Here is a 16,844-nt window from a genome sequence, read left to right as displayed (position 1 = left end):
AGAACGGAGAGTGTCACGGAAGGTCGTCGAAACGCACGTTGTGGGCGACGGCGGTGGCGTGCAGACCATCGGCGCCCGGCGTGATGGCGGTCAGACGTGCACCGAGCGGCAGCGCTTGGAGCGGCACGACGAAGGTCAGTGACTGGCGCAGCAAGGCCAGCGAGAGCGTCGGTCCGCCCGCTGCGGCCTGGACCGAGACCGGGACGACCTCGATGCCCGCGTCGGTCGGTGCGACGGTGACGAAAACCGTCGCGGGCACCGACATCCCCGCCACCGCGAACTTCCCGGTGACGCGCAGCCCCTGCGGGCTGTCGGAGATCGACTCCACGTTCTCCGGCGCGAAACCCAGCACAACGTCGTAGGGGACCACAGCCGTCGCGGTCGCCGTAGCCGCGACAAGATTCGACGTGCGGTTCTCGATCAGGTCGTTCAGCGGCGCGGAGACATCGGTCAGCGCGACATCGAGATCATGGACCGAAATGTTCTGCCCACTCCAGTCGCCGATCCGGATGTCGATGTCGTGATAGGTACCGCCGACGACCTGGGTCAGGAACGGAAACCCGGCGATCTCGACCCCCGGTCGCTGCGCGAGGTCATACTCGGCGGCAACCGCGCGCCCGATCTCGTTCTGCGCCAACACCACCGCGACCCGATCGCCCACCACCAACCCGATCGCCAGCACCACAACCAGAATCAGCAGGGCACGCATACATTCACCATCTCGGCCATCCCCCCATCATGCTTGAGACCCGTCATCAGAATGGGTTCTGACACCGGAAGCGTGAAATCCATATCAGCGGACGAGTTCGGCGGGCACTCGCAATTCGTGGTGGTCGTACAGTTCGGCGATCGCGGCCAGTACTCGGTGATCCAGTGGTCGAGGCTCTGCCCCTGCTGAAAATAGGGCGCGGGTGGGTGTGGTGGCATGCTGTCTGCGTCAGACCTTCGTCGAGCAGGTCGCGGGATCGAGCGGGCGCCGTCGAAGGCGCAGTGCCGGGCTGCTGGAAATGTCGACCGAGAACCGCTCGGCGACCCTGACCACCGATGAGGCGGCCAGGGCGCTGCTCGAGTACCGGCGAGGGTGAGTCCGGACCGAGTTGGATTACGGCCCTGCCAAACGGTTGCCGGCCGCACGGATTGCGACTGTCGCCCACGTCCGCCATGGTCGCCAGGATTCGGCAAGGGCTGCCAACTCCCGCTGGTCTACCGGTCCGGGCCGACCGAGGACGCGCCCGAGGGTCGCCAGTGATCGGGGCTCTCCCTCGGCCAGAACATCGGTGTGGCCGAGTGCTCGCACCACGACGAGCATGCTGTAGAAAGGGCCGATCCCCTTGATTTCCTGGATACCTCGTTGAGCTTCGACCGGATCGACTGTGCGCAGCCATTCTGTGTCCAGCTTGCCCTCCAGCGCCCAGCGCGCCACGCCGTGCAATCGTTGCAGTTTCTCCTCGGGCAGCCCTGGGAAGGAGTTGACTCGCACCAATTGTTCGGGGGTGGGAAACGCGTGCAGAGTCTCACCGGCGATGTCGAAGCTCGCGCCGTGCGCTTCGGAAAGACGATCACGCAGCGCGGCCATCGCCGCCGCCGGCCGGCGGGCGGACAACACCGCCCAGGCGGTGGCCTCGTACGCGGAGTGAAACAGTGGCGGGCGCAGGCCCGGCCGGGCAGCCTGCAATGCACCGATGAGCTGATCGTCGCGTCCCAGCTCATCCCACCCGGTGCCGTCGATATCGATCGAGAGCATACGGGCGACCTGCTGAAGGGCCCGGCCTGGATCGGAAGCGGCGACGACCTCGACATGGATGCTATCGGCCGCGGGTTGCGACACCAGCACGGCAGTGTGATCGTCGTAGCTGTCGGTGACGAACGCCAACCGCATCACCTGCTTGCCCGCCTCGGCCTGGCGGGCACCGAAACCGAAGTTGATCGACTCGGCAAGGGAGAACCGGCCCGAGACCGAGATATTCCCCTGCCGAACGTCGATTCGCGACGAGGGCGGAAGATCTTTCGCGCGAGTGTTGTTCATGTCACCTGCTCGACTGGGAGCCCGCGGCGATCTCGAACAGTGACTGCATAGCCGTCGGGAAGTCTTCGCTGATCTGCGGGCCGAGCTCTGGCCCGACCTCGTCCGCGGCCGACCCCTCGATGATCAGTTCGTGGCTGACCGTGAGCTTACCGTCGCCGGCCTGGAAGCTGTGCCGGAAGGTGAGGTGAAGGCCGTTGTATTCGGTGCGGTCCGCGTAGACCCTGTCCTCGTCGAGTTCGATGATCGTCGACCGGAAAGTGTCCTGGCCCTGCGGTGTCACCGACAGCTCCGTACCCACCTCGTACGGGCCGTGGATCTCGAACTGGTCACCCCCGCCGTTGGGTACAGCGCCGGTGTGGATGTCGCGCAACGCCTCCCACACGGCACGCACGGGCAGATCGGTGGTGGCGCTGTATTCGGTCCTCCACATGATTCTCTCCTTGTTTCAGCTACGGAATGCGTTGTCAGAGTGCGACGTAGAGAAGATCCCCGTCGAGAACGTACTCGATGGGTACGACAGGTTTCGCGGTCTCAGGCCCGGCATGTGACACGCCCGCTCTAGCCCGCCGCCTCGCCTCTGCGGCGTCCACCACGGCTGGAGAACAGTGCGAATCCCGGCCGAACGCCGCCCTCAACCCGCCGGGCATTGCGACCACCTCGGCAACGTCGGATGCTCGCCACCCTTTCCGCGTGCACTCGACTGCGTGGACACCGTTTGATCGCCGTCGACCTCTACGCAGAAGTGGTAATTGCGGGTCGTGTCGGTTCCTCCTGCTGAAATGGTTGTATGACAACAACTTCCGTCATCGAGTTCAGCGCTGTCGCCGACACCGGCAGTGGGTGGGTGGCGCTATGGGACGCCGCTTCTTTCGCGCATGTGACCGATCAGGCGATCTGGGAGAGTTCCGCCGTGACGAGGTCACCTTCGACGGCATCTGATCGAGCGTGTAACGATCCCGCCCCCGGTCTCGCCGTGTCAGGTGTACCGATGCACCTGCTCGGCGCGTACGAGCTGTCGGCCCTGCCCGATCACGCCGGCCGCGCTCGTGGGCGCCGAGCGAGATCACCGTGCTGGTGCTGCGTCCACAGCGGTGAGTGCTTGTGGGACCGTCGATTTCGTCGGCGTCGTTCAGTTGTCGAGTTCGAGGCGGACGATGCGGTCGTCGCCGGCGGCAGGGTCGCCGCGGCCGTCGGTGTTGTTCGACAGCAGCCACAGCGACCCGTCCGGTGCGACGGCGACATCGCGCAGACGCCCGTACGCGCCGTTGAGGAGCTCGGTGGAGCTGGCGGGGTCGTCGAGCGGGATTCGACGCAGTCGTTCACCGCGCAGATTCGTGAGATAGACGAACCCGTCGATATTCGTCATCCCGCTGGGGCTGGCCTCGGACGGTTTCCACTGTTGAACGGGGTCGATGAAACCCGGCCGCCCGGCGATGCCTTCGACCTCGGGCCATCCGTAATTGCCGCCGGGCTCGATGAGATTGAGCTCGTCCCAGGTGTTCTGGCCGAATTCGCTCGCGAACATCCGACCGTCCGGGGCCCAGGTGATGCCCTGCGGGTTCCGGTGGCCGTAGCTGTAGACGAGTGATCCCGGGATGGGGTTGTCGGCGGGTGCTCGTCCGTCCGGTGTCATGCGCAGGATCTTTCCGCCGAGGGACGCGCGATCCTGGGCCGTCGGTCGGTTGCCCGCATCGCCGACCGTGGCGTACAGCATCGCGTCGGGTCCGAAGGCGATTCGGCCGCCGTTGTGGGTGGCGGCCGCGGGCAGGCCGGTGAGAATCGTTGTGCCGCTGCCGAGAACGAGAGCGCCGGGCGCTCCGGTGAGGTCGAATCTGTCGATGCGATTGTCGCGCCCGGTGGTGTAGTAGGCGAACAGTTGCTCCTCGCGCACCGCTATGCCGAGCAGACCGCCCTCGCCGGACGCCTCGACATCGTCGACGACTCCCACCTCGTAGTGTGTTCCGTCGGCGCCGATCTCGAGGATGCGGGCGCTGTCTCGTTCGCTCACCAGCGCGGAAGAGCCGTGGAAGGCAATCGACCACGGGGCTTCGAGGTTCTCGGTGACGGTGGAGTCGCCGCCGGACACGCCGGTGCGAATGGGTGCCTGCTCGGACCGTTCGTCGGGCGCACAACCGCACAGCAAAGCGCAGGCCAAGCCGGACGTCACAAGAAGCACCCCGGTGCCGAACTCCATGCCTTCGAGACTAAGCCCGCTGTTCGATCGCCTGCCAGTGTCGGCGCGCCTCCGAAACCGCGCAGCTACGTCTCAGCCGCGATTCGGACCACTAGGTAGGTACCACTCCGCGATCAGCTGTGGCGTTCGCTGCTGCGCGCGAACAGGGTGTCCCACAGTCGCTTCGGGGTGCGCTCGGGGTCCATCAGGTCGTTCTCCGCGAGGGGGCTGTCCTCGTTTTCGACGGTCTCCGGTTCGAAGCGTCGCAGGGAGCGGCCGTCGCCGCGCAGCGTCTCGATGGTGCGCACCAGCGAGGACGTTTCGGCGAGCGTGGCGTCGAACTTCGCGGGTTCGGCGTCGAGATGTTCGCAGATCAACGTGCGCCGGATGTCGAGGATGGTCTCGCGCAGACGCGCGCCGTCGGCGGTGGCGGCGGTGACCTCGACGGCCAGATCGCACTCGGTGTCGAATCCCATCGAACGGTTGTTGAGATTCGACGACCCCACCCGCAGCAGGCGGTCGTCCATCACCAGCACCTTGGCATGGACGTAGATGGGCGCACCGCCGGTGGTGACCGGATAGTAGACGCCCAGCCGGTTCTCGGTGTCCGCCTTCCACAGCAGGTGCAGCAGTCGGCGGCGGGCGCCGTCCATGGCCTGCTGCTCGAGCCAGCCGTCGGCGTTGCGAGGGAGCACCAGCACGATCTCGGGGCCGTTCGGCTCGCGCAGGCGGGCCGCGATCGCCTCCGCGAGCGTGCGCGAGGCGAGGTATTGGCTCTCGATGTAGAGCGACGCGGTGGCGCCCGCGATCGCCGCCAGATACAGCGCCTCGATCTCGCGAACCTCGGCCCGGTCGGCGAGTTCGGGCAGCGTCCGCGCGATACCGACGTCGACGGATCGCATCGTCGGCTCCAGACCTTCCGGCCACGGTGCGTCGCCGGCGATCTCACCGACCGCGTCCAGTTCCCGCCCGGTGGCCGACTTCCACCGGGCGCGAGCCAACTCGCCGATGGCTTTCGCCGCGGCCCCGTCGACGGCGGTGGTCGCATCGTGCCAGGGGCCGTAGCTGTTGCCGTTGGGTTCGGTTCGGAAATGGTTGTCGTCGCGGTGGTCGCCGGTGTCCCAGCGATCGACCGTCATGTCGATGCCGCCACAGAACGCGAGTCGGTCATCGATCACCACGATCTTCTGATGATGTGCCGAGCCGATCGGGTGCGCGGCGTCCATCTCGAAGTGCAGGCGGCGATCGGTCATCCAGTTGACCACGAAGATCGGTGTCATCCCGCGGCCCATCGCGGTGAACGCGCCGACGTTCCACTTCAGGAGATAGATCTCGAGGTCCGGCCGGTGCCGCGGCAGCCAGGACAGGAATTTGCCCAGCCGATCGGGTCCTTCGAGAGTTCGCCCGTGCGGTTCGAACTTGATCCGGGTGTCGAAATCCCAGCCGATCAGCACGATGCGCTTGCGGGCTTGCAACATCGCCGACTTGGCGTGGCGGAAGTAGTCCGCCGCGTCGACGATGCAGGCCAGTCGGTCCGCCTCGGCGATCTGCCAGCAGGTTTCGCCGGGAGTGAGGATCGGTTGCTCGTCACGCATAGGTAGTCAGTTCTTTCGTCCGTCCGTCCATCCGTCCCCGCAGATGAACGATTCACAGTACTGTGTCGCCCCCCGGTTGGCCGGACGGCGGCCCACCCGCCGAGATCGGATCACGCCGAGTCCGTGCGCTGTGCCCACGCGAACTCTCTGCGACGATGTGCCCATGAGCACCACCACCCGACCGGGTGTGATCACGGTAGGCACGCTGGCGCTGTTGTCGTCGTTGTACTTCGCCCAGGGGCTGCCGTTCGGCTTCTTCACCCAGGCCCTGCCGGTGGTGTTGCGCGAATCGGGCTATTCACTGGTGGCGATCAGTGCTTCGGGGGTGCTGTTCGCGCCCTGGGCGCTGAAATTCCTCTGGGCGCCCGCCGTGGATCGCTACGGCACTCGCCGCACCTGGCTGCTGGTGCTGCAACTGCTCGCGGCCGCGGTCGCGATGGTGCTGGCGTGCCTGGATCTGTCGTCCTCGCTGCGCTGGTTGTTCGCGGGCATTGTGGTGGTGAACCTGCTGTCGGCGACCCAGGACGTGGCCACCGACGGTCTGGCCGTGCGGCTGCTCGGGGCCCGCGAGCGCGGGCTGGGCAACGGGATCCAGGTCGGCGCCTATCGCGTCGGAATGATCGTCGGCGGCGGCGCGCTGCTGTGGTTGTACGCGCTGGCGGGTTGGCGGGCGCTGTTCCTGGCGATGGCGGCGTTGATCGTGCTCACCACGGTGCCGGTGTGGCTGATGCGCGAGCCGGTCGCGGACCGGATGCCGCCGCCGAAGCCCGCGCAGCTGCTCGGCGCCTGGTTGACCCGGTTGCGCCGCCCCGGCATTCTCGCTTTCATCGCCCTGATCGGCGCCTTCAAATTCGGTGACTCGATGGCCGCGGCGCTCACCGGGCCCTTCCTGTCCGACGCCGGGCTCGACCTCGGCGAGATCGCCCTGATCAAGGGCGTGCTCGCCTCGGCGGGCGCGCTGGCGGGCGCGGCCGTGGGCGGCTGGCTGGCCTTCCGTTACGGGCGTCGGCGAGCGCTGCTGATCGGCGGTGTCACCCAGACCGCGAGTATCGCGCTGTATCTGGTGGCCGCCCTGGGCTTCGGTGGCTTCGAACTGCTGGTCGCCGCGAGCCTGGCCGAGCACGTCTTCGGCGGTGCCGCCACCGTCGCCGTTTTCGCGCTCATGATGGACGCGTCCGAATCCGATTACGCGGGCAGCGACTACACCCTGTTCGCCTGCGCGATCGTCATCGTGCAGGGCGTGGCCGGGATGGCCGCCGGTCTCGTCGGTGACCTGGCCGGATATCCCGCGCTGTTCGCCACCGGACTGCTGCTGTCCGGACTCGGTTGCGCCACGATGATGCTCGGTCTGTCGCGGGGGCTCGGTCCCGCCGACCTGCGCCGGGTTCTCGCCCACACGGACGATCCGCGACCCGTCGGTGACCGTAGCGACCTCCGGTAGCCCGCGCATCGACCTCGCCGGGCTCTCACCAGTCCGGTCTGCCGATCGAAAGTCGGTGCTGGAAGACATTTCCCGGATCCGCGGCCGCCTTGACCCGAAGCAATCGCCGATAGTTGTCGCCGTAGTAGAACGCGTGCCATGGCAGACCGGAGGTGTTCCATCGCGCATCGGCCAGGTCCGCGTCCGGATAGTTGATGTAGCTACCGCCGTAGGCCGCACTCGGCGCCGGAACGCCACCGGTCTCGGCGTGGACGTCGCGGTACATCTCGCGCGCCCAGCGCAGATACCGGTCGTCGTCGGACGGCAGTCGCCATGACGCGTGGATCAGCATTTTCATGAACGAATCGCGGGCAGGCATGGCCGTCGCGTCGGCGGCGACGGCATTGATCGCGCCGCCGAACGGCAGGAACTCGAGCTGGGACTCACCGAGGAAACGAGGGTCGGTGAGGTAGCGGTAGAAGATTCGGAGTTGGTCGGGGGAGTACGGCGTGCGCAGATAGGCGGCCTTCACCTTGACCCGGGTGGTGTTCACGCCCTTCGCGTAGTACACCTGGTTCACGGTGTCGGCGTACGACAGTCGGGCGACCGGGGTGAGCAGGGGCGGGGGGAACACGCCGTCGCTCACCGTGGCGACGAATTCGTCGAAACGCGTTCGCGCGTGCGGTGTTCCGGCATCGAACAGGATCAGCATCTCGGCCGCGGCGGTGCCGGTGGTCCGGATCATCAGCGGTGCGTAGAGACCGGCGAATTCGTTGCCGGGCGCGCTGTGGCGTACGAAGAACCCGAGATAGTTAGTGAGTAACCGGACGAACGAATCCTCGGTCGTGATCGGCAGGATCAGTCGCGCGCTCAGCATGGCGCCCGGCGGACTCGGCAGCGCGTGTGCCGGGTCCGCGCCGTCGGATCCGGGCGAACGGAGCAGGTACCGGGTCACCACCCCGAAATTGCCGCCACCGCCGCCGGTATGCGCCCACCACAGCTCGCGGTCGGGACCGTCGGCGGTCGCGACCACGACTTTCGCGGTCCCCTCGGCATCGACCGTGACCACCTCCACGCCGACCAGGTGATCGGCGACGAGCCCGAACCGTCGCGACAACGGACCGTAGCCACCACCGCAGACATGACCGCCCATCCCGACGCCGAGACAGATCCCGCCGGGCACCGTGACGCCCCAGCGGTGCAGGGCGTTGTAGACGGTGCCGATATCGGCGCCCGCGTCGACGGAGAACGCCCGATATCGCTCATCCCAGGACACCGCGTTCATCCGACCGAGGTCGATGATCGACCGGATGCGGTCGTTGTCGACGAAATCGTCGAAGCAATGCCCACCCGAGCGCGCCGCGATCGGCGAGTTCTCGGCCACCGCCCCGGCCACCGCGCGACGAACCTCCTCGGCGCCGGTAGGCACGAAGATCTTCGCGGGTCGAGCCAGGAATCGCCGGTTGTAGCCGCGCGCGGCCAGCGATCGGAACTCGTCCGCGCTCAGCTCCCGCGCGCGGCTCATCGGCATGCCGAGCGCGGCCGCTGAGCCACCGACCGCCGCCGCGGCGATCAACTGTCGACGTGAGAGCACCACCGGGTTCCTTTCACGCCACGCTGCTGGATGACTGCTCGGACAGTAGCGGAAGCCTCGGCCCGGACGGCGCAACTGCGGTGCGAACGCGGTGGTTGTCGCGCGGGAGCGGGCGTCAGGTCGGCGGATCGGTGGGGCGGAGGTAGACCGGGTGGCCGCCGGTCAGGCTGTTGTACAGCACACTGAGGTCGAGTGAGTCCGCGGCCGGCTTGGGTTTCGGTTGCACGCCGCGGTCGACCTGGCGGTGCAGGGCTTCCATCTGCTCGTCGAGCTGGGTGGCGACCTCGGCGGCCTGGGCCAGGTCGGTGCGCAGATTCGGGGGGACCTCGCCGCGATACTTGTAGTAGATCTTGTGTTCGAGGCTGGCCCAGAAGTCCATCGCGATGGTGCGGATCTGGATCTCGACCGGAATCAGTTCGGTGCGGTCGGAGCGGAACACGGGGATGGACACGATCAGGTGCATGCTCTGGTAGCCGTTGGGCTTGCGATGGGTGATGTAGTCGCGTTCCTCGAGAACCGTGATGTCCTCCTGACCGGCCAGCATGTCGCGGATCGTGCCGATATCGGAGATGAAACTGCACACCACCCTGACCCCGGCGATATCGAGCACGTTCTCGCGGATGGCAGCCAGGTTCATCGCGTAGTTCTTGCGGCGGACCTTCTCGAGGACGCTTTCGGGCGACTTGAGTCGCGAGCCCACGTGCTCGATGGGGTTGTACTCGTGGGTGTTGTTGAAGTCCTCACGCAAGATGTTGATCTTGGTGGTCACCTCGTCGATCGCGAACTTGTAACCGAGCATGAAGTCGACGAACTGCTCCCGCAGGATTCGCAGGTCATCGATGCCGACGTGGCTTCCGTCGCCGAGCGGGTCGTCATCGGAGCTGGGGTCGCGCTGCCACTGTTTCATCACTACCCATTGTGCCGTCCTTGTGGCGGACCCCTCGGCCAGTGCGTGCGGCATCACGTTTGGCACCTGTCACAGCTTCCGGGTTTTTGGTTAGTTCAGTTGCCAGAATCCGTAGATCTTTCGTTTGCCCACGGGCCGATGGGCCGAAGATGACTTCTGGTGCAGTGCCTCCAGACGGGCACCGTCACGGCACGGGGGCCGAGGCGAGCGGGCACTACCCGGCAACGTGGCCGGGCAGAGGAAAGCGCGCAGCAATGCCCAGTGATGTCGTCGATGTGTCCGTGGAGTTCTCCATCCCACGCCGGGCCCTGTGGGATGTGTTGCTCGAACCACAGAGTTATCCGCGGTTGTGGGCCGGGATCGGGGGGTGTGACCGCCTGATCGGCCCGGACGGGAGCACCGTATGGGAGATCAGAATCGGGGACAGGGCCGCGGGCATACGGCGCACCGGGCTGGCGCTGACCATCGGTCGCTGGTACGAGAGTTTCGAACTGCACAATCCCGAATCGGGCAGTTTCGCCCTGGTCCGGCTCACCGGGGACGAGCAGCGCACCCGCGTGAGCGTGACCGTGTTCGCGGCGCCGCGGTTGCACCCGACGTTGGCGGGCGTGACGAACGCGGTGATCATCGGGTGGGTCAAGGACGGGTTGCGGCGCGCCGCCGATGTCGTCGGTGGCGCACGCACCTCGGTGGTGGCCAACGGCAACCGGGCGCCGATCCGGCGCAAGTCCGAGATCGTGCGCTGGTGGGTGCACTCGGGCCAGGTGTCGCCGCCGCTGACCTCGGCCAGGCAGTTGCGGTCGCTGTACCGGTGGGGATTCAACTTGGCGGGTGGATACGCCGCAGGCGCCGCGCACAGCCCGGACCAGGTCGCGCTCATCGACAACGGCAGCACCGCCACCTTCGCCGAAACCGACAAGCGGACCACCGCGCTGGCGGGCGCGATGTACGAGGTCGGGTTGCGGGCGGGGGACGCGATCGGGCTGCTGGCCGGAAATCATTGCGGCATGGTCGAATCCATGGTGGCGGCGGGCAAGCTCGGCGTCGACGTCGCATTGCTGAACTCGGGCCTGTCGGGGCGGCGGATCGAGGACATCGTGCAGCGACACCGGCTCTCGGCGCTGTTCGTCGATACGGACCTGGCCCATCTCGTGCAGTACCTGCACACCGATCTGCCGCGCTTCTACACCGACGACGGGCCCGTCGACCCGACCCGGATCACCATCGAAGACCTCATCGCGATCCGCCACACCAAGTTTCCCGTCCCGACGGTGCCGGGGCGCCAGATCGTGCTCACCTCGGGCACCAGCGGCACCCCGAAGGGCGCGCGACGACCCCACCCGAAGGGCTTCGACACCCTGGTGGCGCTGCTGTCGCTGATTCCGATCCACGCGGGCAGCACCATGATGATCCCGGCGCCGCTGTTCCACACCTGGGGCCTGTCGGCGCTGCAACTGAGCACCGCGGTGCGGGCCACGGTGGTGCTGTCGCAGGGCTTCGACGCCGAGGAATGTCTGCGCCGCGTCGCCGAACACGGGGTACACACGCTCATCGCGGTGCCCACGATGGTGCAACGGCTGGTCGATCTGCCCGAGCAGGTGCGCCAGCGGTACGACCTGAGCAGCCTGCGGCAGGTGATCAGCTGCGGCGCACCGCTCGCGGCGGTCACCGTCGACCGTTTCCTCGATGACTACGGCGACGTCCTCTACAACCTCTACGGGTCGACGGAGGTCTCCTGGGCCAGCGTGGCCGGGCCCGACGACCTGCGCGCCGCACCCACCACGGCCGGACGCCCGCCGCTCGGTACCAAGATCGCGATCCTCGACGCCGAGCACCGAGCGGTGCCGATCGGCGTGGTGGGACGGATCTTCGTCCGCAATCACATGCTGTTCGACGGGTATGTCAGCGATTCACCGCCTGAGGAAGCCGACGGCATGATGGACACCGGCGACCTCGGCTATCTCGACGCCGAGGGCAGACTGTTCGTGGCGGGCCGCGACGACGAGATGATCATCTCGGGCGGCGAGAACGTCTTCCCGCGCCCGGTGGAGGAAGCGCTGGCACACCTGCCGCAGGTCACCGATGTCGCGGTGGTCGGTGTGCCGGATCGCGAATTCGGACAGCGGCTGGCCGCGTTCCTCGTCAAGCACGAGGGCTCCGGGCTCGACCCGGACATGGTGCGCACCTATGTGCGAAACCGCCTGAGCCGCTTCTCCGTTCCGCGCGACGTCACCTTCCTCAACGCGTTGCCACGCGGTGAGACCGGCAAGGTGCTCAAGCGTTTGCTGATCGATCCGGAGGGGCTGGCCGGCTGAGCCGGAGCGCGGCGGCCAGTCCCTCCGGTCGGGGGTTCACGGGCGTGGGTTGGCCTGGAACAACTGCCACATCCGGTTCATCATCTCGGTGCGCCGCGCTCCCGTCGGCCAGGTATGGCTGCCGCCGTTGTAGACCCGCCACAGCACCTCGGTGCCGGACGCGCAGTCCCAGTGCCTCGAGTCCTTGACGTCGGAGCCGCCGCCGGGCTGCTCGTTCTGGCACGGGCGGTTCTCCCAGCTCCAGTACATGACGTGGCCGTAGGCGATGGGCTCGAGCACGATGGGATCGCTCGCCGAGGCGAACACGCCCCAGGAGACCGCGCGGGCGGGATCGCAGCCGGTCGGCGGGGGCGCGGGTGCGTACACGGCGCCCGAAGCGAACACCTCCGGTGCGGTGCAGGCCGCGCGCGAGGCCATCTGGCCACCGTTGGAGTGGCCGGTGAGATGGACCCGCTTGCGGTTCACCCCGTATTGCGTGGCGACCGCGTCGACGACATTCTTGATATGCGTGACGTCGGCCGCATCGGCGTTCCAGCCCCAACCGGGGCTGCCGTCCGTCTGGCACTCCTTCTTGGTACCCCGGGGGTACACGACGATGAACTTGTGCTGATCGGCGAGGGCGTTCCAGCCCCACTCCGCCTCGACGCCCTCGGGTGAGTCGTAGCCACCATGGATGGCGACCACCAGCGGTGCCCCGGTGGGTACACCGGCCGGGACGTGAACGCGGTAGTGCCTGCCGTCGAACCCGATGTTGCCGGGGTAGTTCGGGTCGGTCGGGCATTGGTCGGCCGGACTTTCGAGAACTGCTCGGTCAGCATGGCCGGGCGCGGCTGCCGGTACCGCGAGTAGTAGGGCTGCGCAGGACGCGCCGAACAGCGCGGCTAGGCGCTTCATCAGAGAGGACGCCACGGAAACTCCTTGTGTGCGAACGGTATTGCAAGTCGCACACTACGCGTACAGCAGTGTTCTTCGATGCCGATTGACCCGTGGGGATGAGGCGGCAAGAACTACGTTCTGGCTCAGAGGTCGAGAACCAGGCGCTTTCCCGCGCAGCGGGAGACGCAGGCCAGCGTCACTCCGGCGGCGTGTTCTGCGGGGGTCAGCGCGCCGTCGCGATGGTCGGGGGTGCCGTCGGTGACGCGCACGACGCAGGTGCGGCAGAACCCCTGGCGACACGAGTAGGGCTGGTCGGGGCGCACCGCCAGCAGTGCGTCGAGCATCGTCTGGTCGGCGCCGACGGCGATGACCTCGCCGGTGCTCGTCAACTCCACCTCGAAGGCGGTACCGTCGACAACCGGTGCGGGAGAAAACCTTTCGGAGTGGAACTCGATGCCGGGCATCGTGCGCACGGCAGCGACGAGAGCGGACGTCATCGGGGCAGGTCCACAGCAGTAGATCGCCGTGTCGTGGTCGGCACCATCGAGAAGATCTGTGGCACGGGGTGTTCCGTGCTCGTCATCGGTGCGCACGAGCACGTGTCCGCGGAGTTCGGCGAGCTGGTCGAGGAACGGCAGGGTCTCGCGGCTTCGGCCGCAATAGACCAGGGTCCAGTCGATGCCGAGCCGGTCGGCGGCGCGCGCCATCGCCAGGATCGGGGTGATGCCGATGCCGCCGGCGACGAAGTGCAGGCGTTTCGCCGAGGAACCACGCCCCGGCGGCGCGAACGGGAACGCGTTGCGCGGACCACGGATCATGACCTCGGAGCCGACCGGCAGCTCGTCGTGGACCTCGATCGAGCCCCCGCTGCCCTGCGGAATGCGGCGCACCGCGATGCGATACTCCTCGGTTTCGGCCGGATCGCCGCACAGCGAGTACTGCCGCAGACGCCCGGACGGGAGTTCGATGTCGATGTGCGCGCCCGGCGCCCACCGGGGCAGCGCGGCGCCGTCGGGTGCGCGCAGGCCCAGGTCGACGACGGCCTGATCCTGCGCCACCAGCACCCGGTCGGTGACGATCACCGGGAAGCGGGCATCGTCAGCCCTGGTGCGGATGGGGCGGCGGTTGATCAGCGTCGACCAGCGAACGCGCAGGGCGGCCACGGTGTCGATCACCTTGGTGGTCGGATCGTGGTCGTGCTTGCCGTACAGGTCCGGCGGGATCACCCGGGGCGCGGGATACACGGTCACTGTGCCGCCGCCCTGGCTGCCGGGGACTTGGCGAGATAGGCGATCGCCTGCTCGGTGGAGCCGACATTCGCGGGGTCGTAGCGCGGATCGAAGGTGGACCCGGCGCTGATCAGCAGCGCCGGAATGCCCGGCAGCGCACCGCGCCACATCGCCCCGAGGATCTTGCGGATCAGCGTGGGATAACCCATGTTCGGCAGTTCCGGATCCTGGTTGACCAGGAATTTGGTGCCGCGCACGAGCAAGCTCAGCAGGATCGGGATGACGATCAGCATCATCGCCGCACGGCGCAGGTAGCCCGCGCCGAAGTAGATCGCGACATCATGGGCGACACTGCGGTGTTCGACTTCCTCGGCCCCGTGCCAGCGGAACAGGTCGAGCACACGCGGTTCGGCGCCGTGCTTTTCGAGGTCAGCGTTGAGAATCCAGTCGCCGAGCCACGCGAAGAAATGCTCGAGGCTGGCGATGAACGCCAACCGTTCGACCAGGCGGGTCTGCGCCTGTCGCGGGCCGTCCTCGCGCGCGCCGAGGGAATTGCGGAAGACGTACTCCATCTGGCGGGTGTAGGGGGCGGTGTCGATGTGGTGGGCGGCGAAAACCTGATCCAGGACCTTGGCATGGGTTTCGGCGTGCATCGATTCCTGGCCGATGAATCCGAGCATGGCCTCGCGCACCGTGGCATCGCGCACGTAGGGCAGCGCGTCGCGGTAGGTGGCGCAGAACATCCGCTCGCCCTCGGGCAGCAGCAGGTTCAGCGAGTTCACCACGTGTGAGGCGATCGGCTCGGACGGCATCCAGTGCAGTGGTGCCGAGGTCCAGTCGAACTTCACATTGCGTGCCGCCAGCGCGACATCGGGTGCGCGCACGGTCCTGGCCGCGCGGCGGAACGGGACTCTCATCGGGCCTCCTGTGCCAGGGGAGCGGAGTTGTCGTGGCCGGCGCGCAGGAACCGTCCGGTTCCCCAGTCCGCGCCGATGCCGGGTACTACTTCGCCCGCGCCGAAAACCCGGCGGCCGTTGACGACGGTGGCGACGACGGCGCGGTCGTTGCGGTTGACCATCCGGTCGAGGCCGAATTCGGGCAGCGCCGCTTCATGCAGCTGATGGACCGCGTCGTCGAGTCCGGCGGGATCGATGACGACCAGGTCGGCTCGGCTGCCTTCGCGCAGGTGACCGGCATCGATGCGATACCAGTCGGCGAGCTCGCCGGTGAGGCGGTGAACGGCGCGTTCGATGCTCAGGAACGGCTTGCCGGATTCCTGTGCGCGCAGCACCCTTTCGAGCAATCGCAGCGGGAAGTTGTAGAACGACATGTTGCGCAGGTGCGCGCCCGCGTCGCCGAAGCCCATCTGCACGCCGGGACTGGCGGCGAGCTTGTCGAGGTACCGGGGGCGATCGTTGGCGATCGTGGTGCGCCAGCGCAGCGCGGGCCCGTACTCCACCACCATGTCGAGGTAGGCGTCGACCGGATGCAGGCCGCGGTCGGCACCGACCTGCCCGATGGACTTGCCGACCACCGATTCGTCGGGGCAGGCGACGATCTCGGCGTCGAAGAAGTTCCGGTGCCAGATGCGCGGGGTGAACTTGTTGTCGTACTGCTTGCGGAACCAGCGACGGTAGGGCTCGCTCCGCAGCAGCTCGTTGCGTTCGACGTGGTCCTTCAGATGCAGGGCCGCGGCGCCGGCGCCGAACTCCTCGAACACCACCAGATCGATGCCGTCTGCGTAGACGGTGAACGGAACGGGCAGGTGCTGCCACCGGAAGTCGGTGCGGGCGAAGCGGTTCAGCAGCGGCGCGGCGTAGAGCATGAACCACACCAGCGGCGGGTAGGCCTTGGAGTCGGCGGCCGACAGCAGCGAGGTGCGTAGCCTGGCCCGGCCGATGCCGGCGCTGGCGAGGAAGAACTTGGCGATGTTGGGTTTCAGGCTCACCGTCGGCGCGCTCTGCAGGACTCGGCCGCGCTTGCGCAGCACCTTGTTGAGCGCGCGCACTTCTCTGCCGCGGGTATAGGTCGACGGCAGCGACCGCGACCGGTACCGCTGCCCGTCGATCTTGTCGAGCTTGTTCGTCATCGACGACAACCCGAGAAAACCCGCGTCGATCGCCGCGTCGAGCAGCGCGGTCATCTGCTCGATTTCGGCCGTGGTGGGTTCGGTGTCGCGGGTGACCGCGCGGCCGAGTCCCAGCACGTGCGTGCGCAGGTCGGAGTGCCCGAGAAACGCGGCGACGTTGGGTCCGAGGGGAAGTTCGTCGAGCGCCTTGACGTACTCGGTCGGGTCCGACCAGGTGCGGTGCTTGTCGAGCGCGTCGCGCACGGCATCGCGCGGTACGGCTTCGACCCGGCTGAACAGGTCGGCGCAGTCGGCGTTGGAGGCCAGCACGGTCGACAGTGAGCAGTTGCCGACCACGACGGTGGTGACGCCGTGGCGCAGCGATTCCGACAGGGCGGGTTTGATGAGCATCTCGGCGTCGTAATGCGTGTGTACGTCGACGAAGCCGGGCAGTACCCACTTGCCCGCGGCGTCGATCACCTCGGTGTCGGGGCCGATGGGCAGCGGGCCCGCGGAAACGGCCGCGACGATGCCGTCACGGATGCCGATGGTGCGCCGCGCCGACGCGGCTCCGGTGCCGTCGAACCAGCGGCCGTCGGTCACGACGATGTCGAAGTCGAGCATGGGTTCTGCCTCTTTCG

General features: G+C 67.5%; 14 protein-coding genes. 3 read left to right on the top strand and 11 right to left on the bottom strand.

The features are described 5' to 3' along the window. Positions 1-13: 13 nt before the first annotated feature. Complete coding sequence (locus tag NA12_RS05675) at positions 14-709, bottom strand: LmeA family phospholipid-binding protein (protein ID WP_067446753.1); 696 nt, start codon at positions 707-709, stop codon at positions 14-16. Between the two features lie 211 nt (positions 710-920). Here NA12_RS05675 and NA12_RS33520 point away from each other — a divergent pair, with 211 nt between their 5' ends. Beyond that, positions 921-1,085 carry a hypothetical protein gene (locus tag NA12_RS33520; RefSeq protein ID WP_165914812.1) on the top strand — a complete coding sequence of 55 codons (165 nt, stop codon included), beginning with the start codon at positions 921-923 and terminating at the stop codon, positions 1,083-1,085. 17 nt (positions 1,086-1,102) lie between these two features. On the opposite strand, the gene NA12_RS05670 is transcribed toward NA12_RS33520, so the two are convergent. The 4 genes from NA12_RS05670 to NA12_RS05655 form a co-directional block, all read right to left on the bottom strand. Continuing rightward, positions 1,103-2,026 carry a DNA-3-methyladenine glycosylase family protein gene (locus NA12_RS05670; RefSeq protein ID WP_067446750.1) on the bottom strand — a complete coding sequence of 308 codons (924 nt, stop codon included), beginning with the start codon at positions 2,024-2,026 and terminating at the stop codon, positions 1,103-1,105. A gap of 1 nt (position 2,027) precedes the next feature. Further along, complete coding sequence (locus NA12_RS05665; protein ID WP_067446748.1) at positions 2,028-2,456, bottom strand: SRPBCC family protein; 429 nt, start codon at positions 2,454-2,456, stop codon at positions 2,028-2,030. Positions 2,457-3,155: 699 nt separating this feature from the next. Beyond that, positions 3,156-4,220, bottom strand: a complete 1,065-nt coding sequence (locus tag NA12_RS05660) for a PQQ-dependent sugar dehydrogenase (RefSeq protein WP_084472372.1) — start codon at positions 4,218-4,220, stop codon at positions 3,156-3,158. Positions 4,221-4,333: 113 nt separating this feature from the next. Further along, positions 4,334-5,794: a phospholipase D-like domain-containing protein gene (locus tag NA12_RS05655; protein WP_067446746.1), complete on the bottom strand. Its 1,461-nt coding sequence runs from the start codon at positions 5,792-5,794 to the stop codon at positions 4,334-4,336. 163 nt (positions 5,795-5,957) lie between these two features. Between NA12_RS05655 and NA12_RS05650 the strand changes: the two genes are divergently transcribed. Further along, on the top strand, positions 5,958-7,235 hold the full coding sequence (locus NA12_RS05650) for an MFS transporter (RefSeq protein WP_067447547.1): 1,278 nt from the start codon (positions 5,958-5,960) through the stop codon (positions 7,233-7,235). Between the two features lie 25 nt (positions 7,236-7,260). On the opposite strand, the gene NA12_RS05645 is transcribed toward NA12_RS05650, so the two are convergent. Together NA12_RS05645 and NA12_RS05640 are read right to left on the bottom strand one after the other, a co-directional pair. Further along, positions 7,261-8,808: an FAD-binding oxidoreductase gene (locus NA12_RS05645; RefSeq protein ID WP_243654922.1), complete on the bottom strand. Its 1,548-nt coding sequence runs from the start codon at positions 8,806-8,808 to the stop codon at positions 7,261-7,263. Positions 8,809-8,923: 115 nt separating this feature from the next. After that, positions 8,924-9,715: a GTP pyrophosphokinase gene (locus NA12_RS05640; protein ID WP_067446744.1), complete on the bottom strand. Its 792-nt coding sequence runs from the start codon at positions 9,713-9,715 to the stop codon at positions 8,924-8,926. Between the two features lie 254 nt (positions 9,716-9,969). Here NA12_RS05640 and NA12_RS05635 point away from each other — a divergent pair, with 254 nt between their 5' ends. Beyond that, positions 9,970-12,030 (top strand): AMP-binding protein, encoded by a 2,061-nt coding sequence (locus tag NA12_RS05635; RefSeq protein ID WP_067446741.1) that lies wholly within the window; start codon positions 9,970-9,972, stop codon positions 12,028-12,030. Positions 12,031-12,066: 36 nt separating this feature from the next. On the opposite strand, the gene NA12_RS05630 is transcribed toward NA12_RS05635, so the two are convergent. The 4 genes from NA12_RS05630 to NA12_RS05615 all read right to left on the bottom strand — a co-directional run bounded on the left by NA12_RS05630 (position 12,067) and on the right by NA12_RS05615 (position 16,827). Then, on the bottom strand, positions 12,067-12,939 hold the full coding sequence (locus NA12_RS05630; protein WP_132369876.1) for a CE1 family esterase: 873 nt from the start codon (positions 12,937-12,939) through the stop codon (positions 12,067-12,069). A gap of 110 nt (positions 12,940-13,049) precedes the next feature. Further along, positions 13,050-14,156 carry a PDR/VanB family oxidoreductase gene (locus NA12_RS05625; RefSeq protein ID WP_067446737.1) on the bottom strand — a complete coding sequence of 369 codons (1,107 nt, stop codon included), beginning with the start codon at positions 14,154-14,156 and terminating at the stop codon, positions 13,050-13,052. Then, positions 14,153-15,052, bottom strand: a complete 900-nt coding sequence (locus tag NA12_RS05620) for a metal-dependent hydrolase (protein WP_067446735.1) — start codon at positions 15,050-15,052, stop codon at positions 14,153-14,155. Before NA12_RS05620 ends, NA12_RS05625 begins: the two co-directional genes overlap by 4 nt. After that, positions 15,049-16,827 carry an N-acyl-D-amino-acid deacylase family protein gene (locus NA12_RS05615; RefSeq protein ID WP_067446733.1) on the bottom strand — a complete coding sequence of 593 codons (1,779 nt, stop codon included), beginning with the start codon at positions 16,825-16,827 and terminating at the stop codon, positions 15,049-15,051. Before NA12_RS05615 ends, NA12_RS05620 begins: the two co-directional genes overlap by 4 nt. Between the last annotated feature and the right edge of the window lie 17 nt (positions 16,828-16,844).

It is taken from the genome of Nocardia alba NBRC 108234, from assembly GCF_001612665.1.
Taxonomy (GTDB): domain Bacteria; phylum Actinomycetota; class Actinomycetes; order Mycobacteriales; family Mycobacteriaceae; genus Nocardia; species Nocardia alba.
The sequence above is the reverse complement of the archived record's forward strand: the minus strand, read 5'-3'. Positions and strand labels throughout refer to the sequence as shown.

Excerpts from the sequence above, each read along its gene's own strand:
- NA12_RS05675 (WP_067446753.1), bottom strand. The coding sequence starts at position 709 with ATGCGTGCCCTGCTGATTCTGGTTGTGGTGCTGGCGATCGGGTTGGTG.
- NA12_RS05670 (WP_067446750.1), bottom strand. The coding sequence starts at position 2,026 with ATGAACAACACTCGCGCGAAAGATCTTCCGCCCTCGTCGCGAATCGAC.
- NA12_RS05665 (WP_067446748.1), bottom strand. The coding sequence starts at position 2,456 with ATGTGGAGGACCGAATACAGCGCCACCACCGATCTGCCCGTGCGTGCC.
- NA12_RS05660 (WP_084472372.1), bottom strand. The coding sequence starts at position 4,220 with ATGGAGTTCGGCACCGGGGTGCTTCTTGTGACGTCCGGCTTGGCCTGC.
- NA12_RS05655 (WP_067446746.1), bottom strand. The coding sequence starts at position 5,794 with ATGCGTGACGAGCAACCGATCCTCACTCCCGGCGAAACCTGCTGGCAG.
- NA12_RS05650 (WP_067447547.1), top strand. The coding sequence starts at position 5,958 with ATGAGCACCACCACCCGACCGGGTGTGATCACGGTAGGCACGCTGGCG.
- NA12_RS05640 (WP_067446744.1), bottom strand. The coding sequence starts at position 9,715 with ATGAAACAGTGGCAGCGCGACCCCAGCTCCGATGACGACCCGCTCGGC.
- NA12_RS05635 (WP_067446741.1), top strand. The coding sequence starts at position 9,970 with ATGCCCAGTGATGTCGTCGATGTGTCCGTGGAGTTCTCCATCCCACGC.
- NA12_RS05620 (WP_067446735.1), bottom strand. The coding sequence starts at position 15,052 with ATGAGAGTCCCGTTCCGCCGCGCGGCCAGGACCGTGCGCGCACCCGAT.
- NA12_RS05615 (WP_067446733.1), bottom strand. The coding sequence starts at position 16,827 with ATGCTCGACTTCGACATCGTCGTGACCGACGGCCGCTGGTTCGACGGC.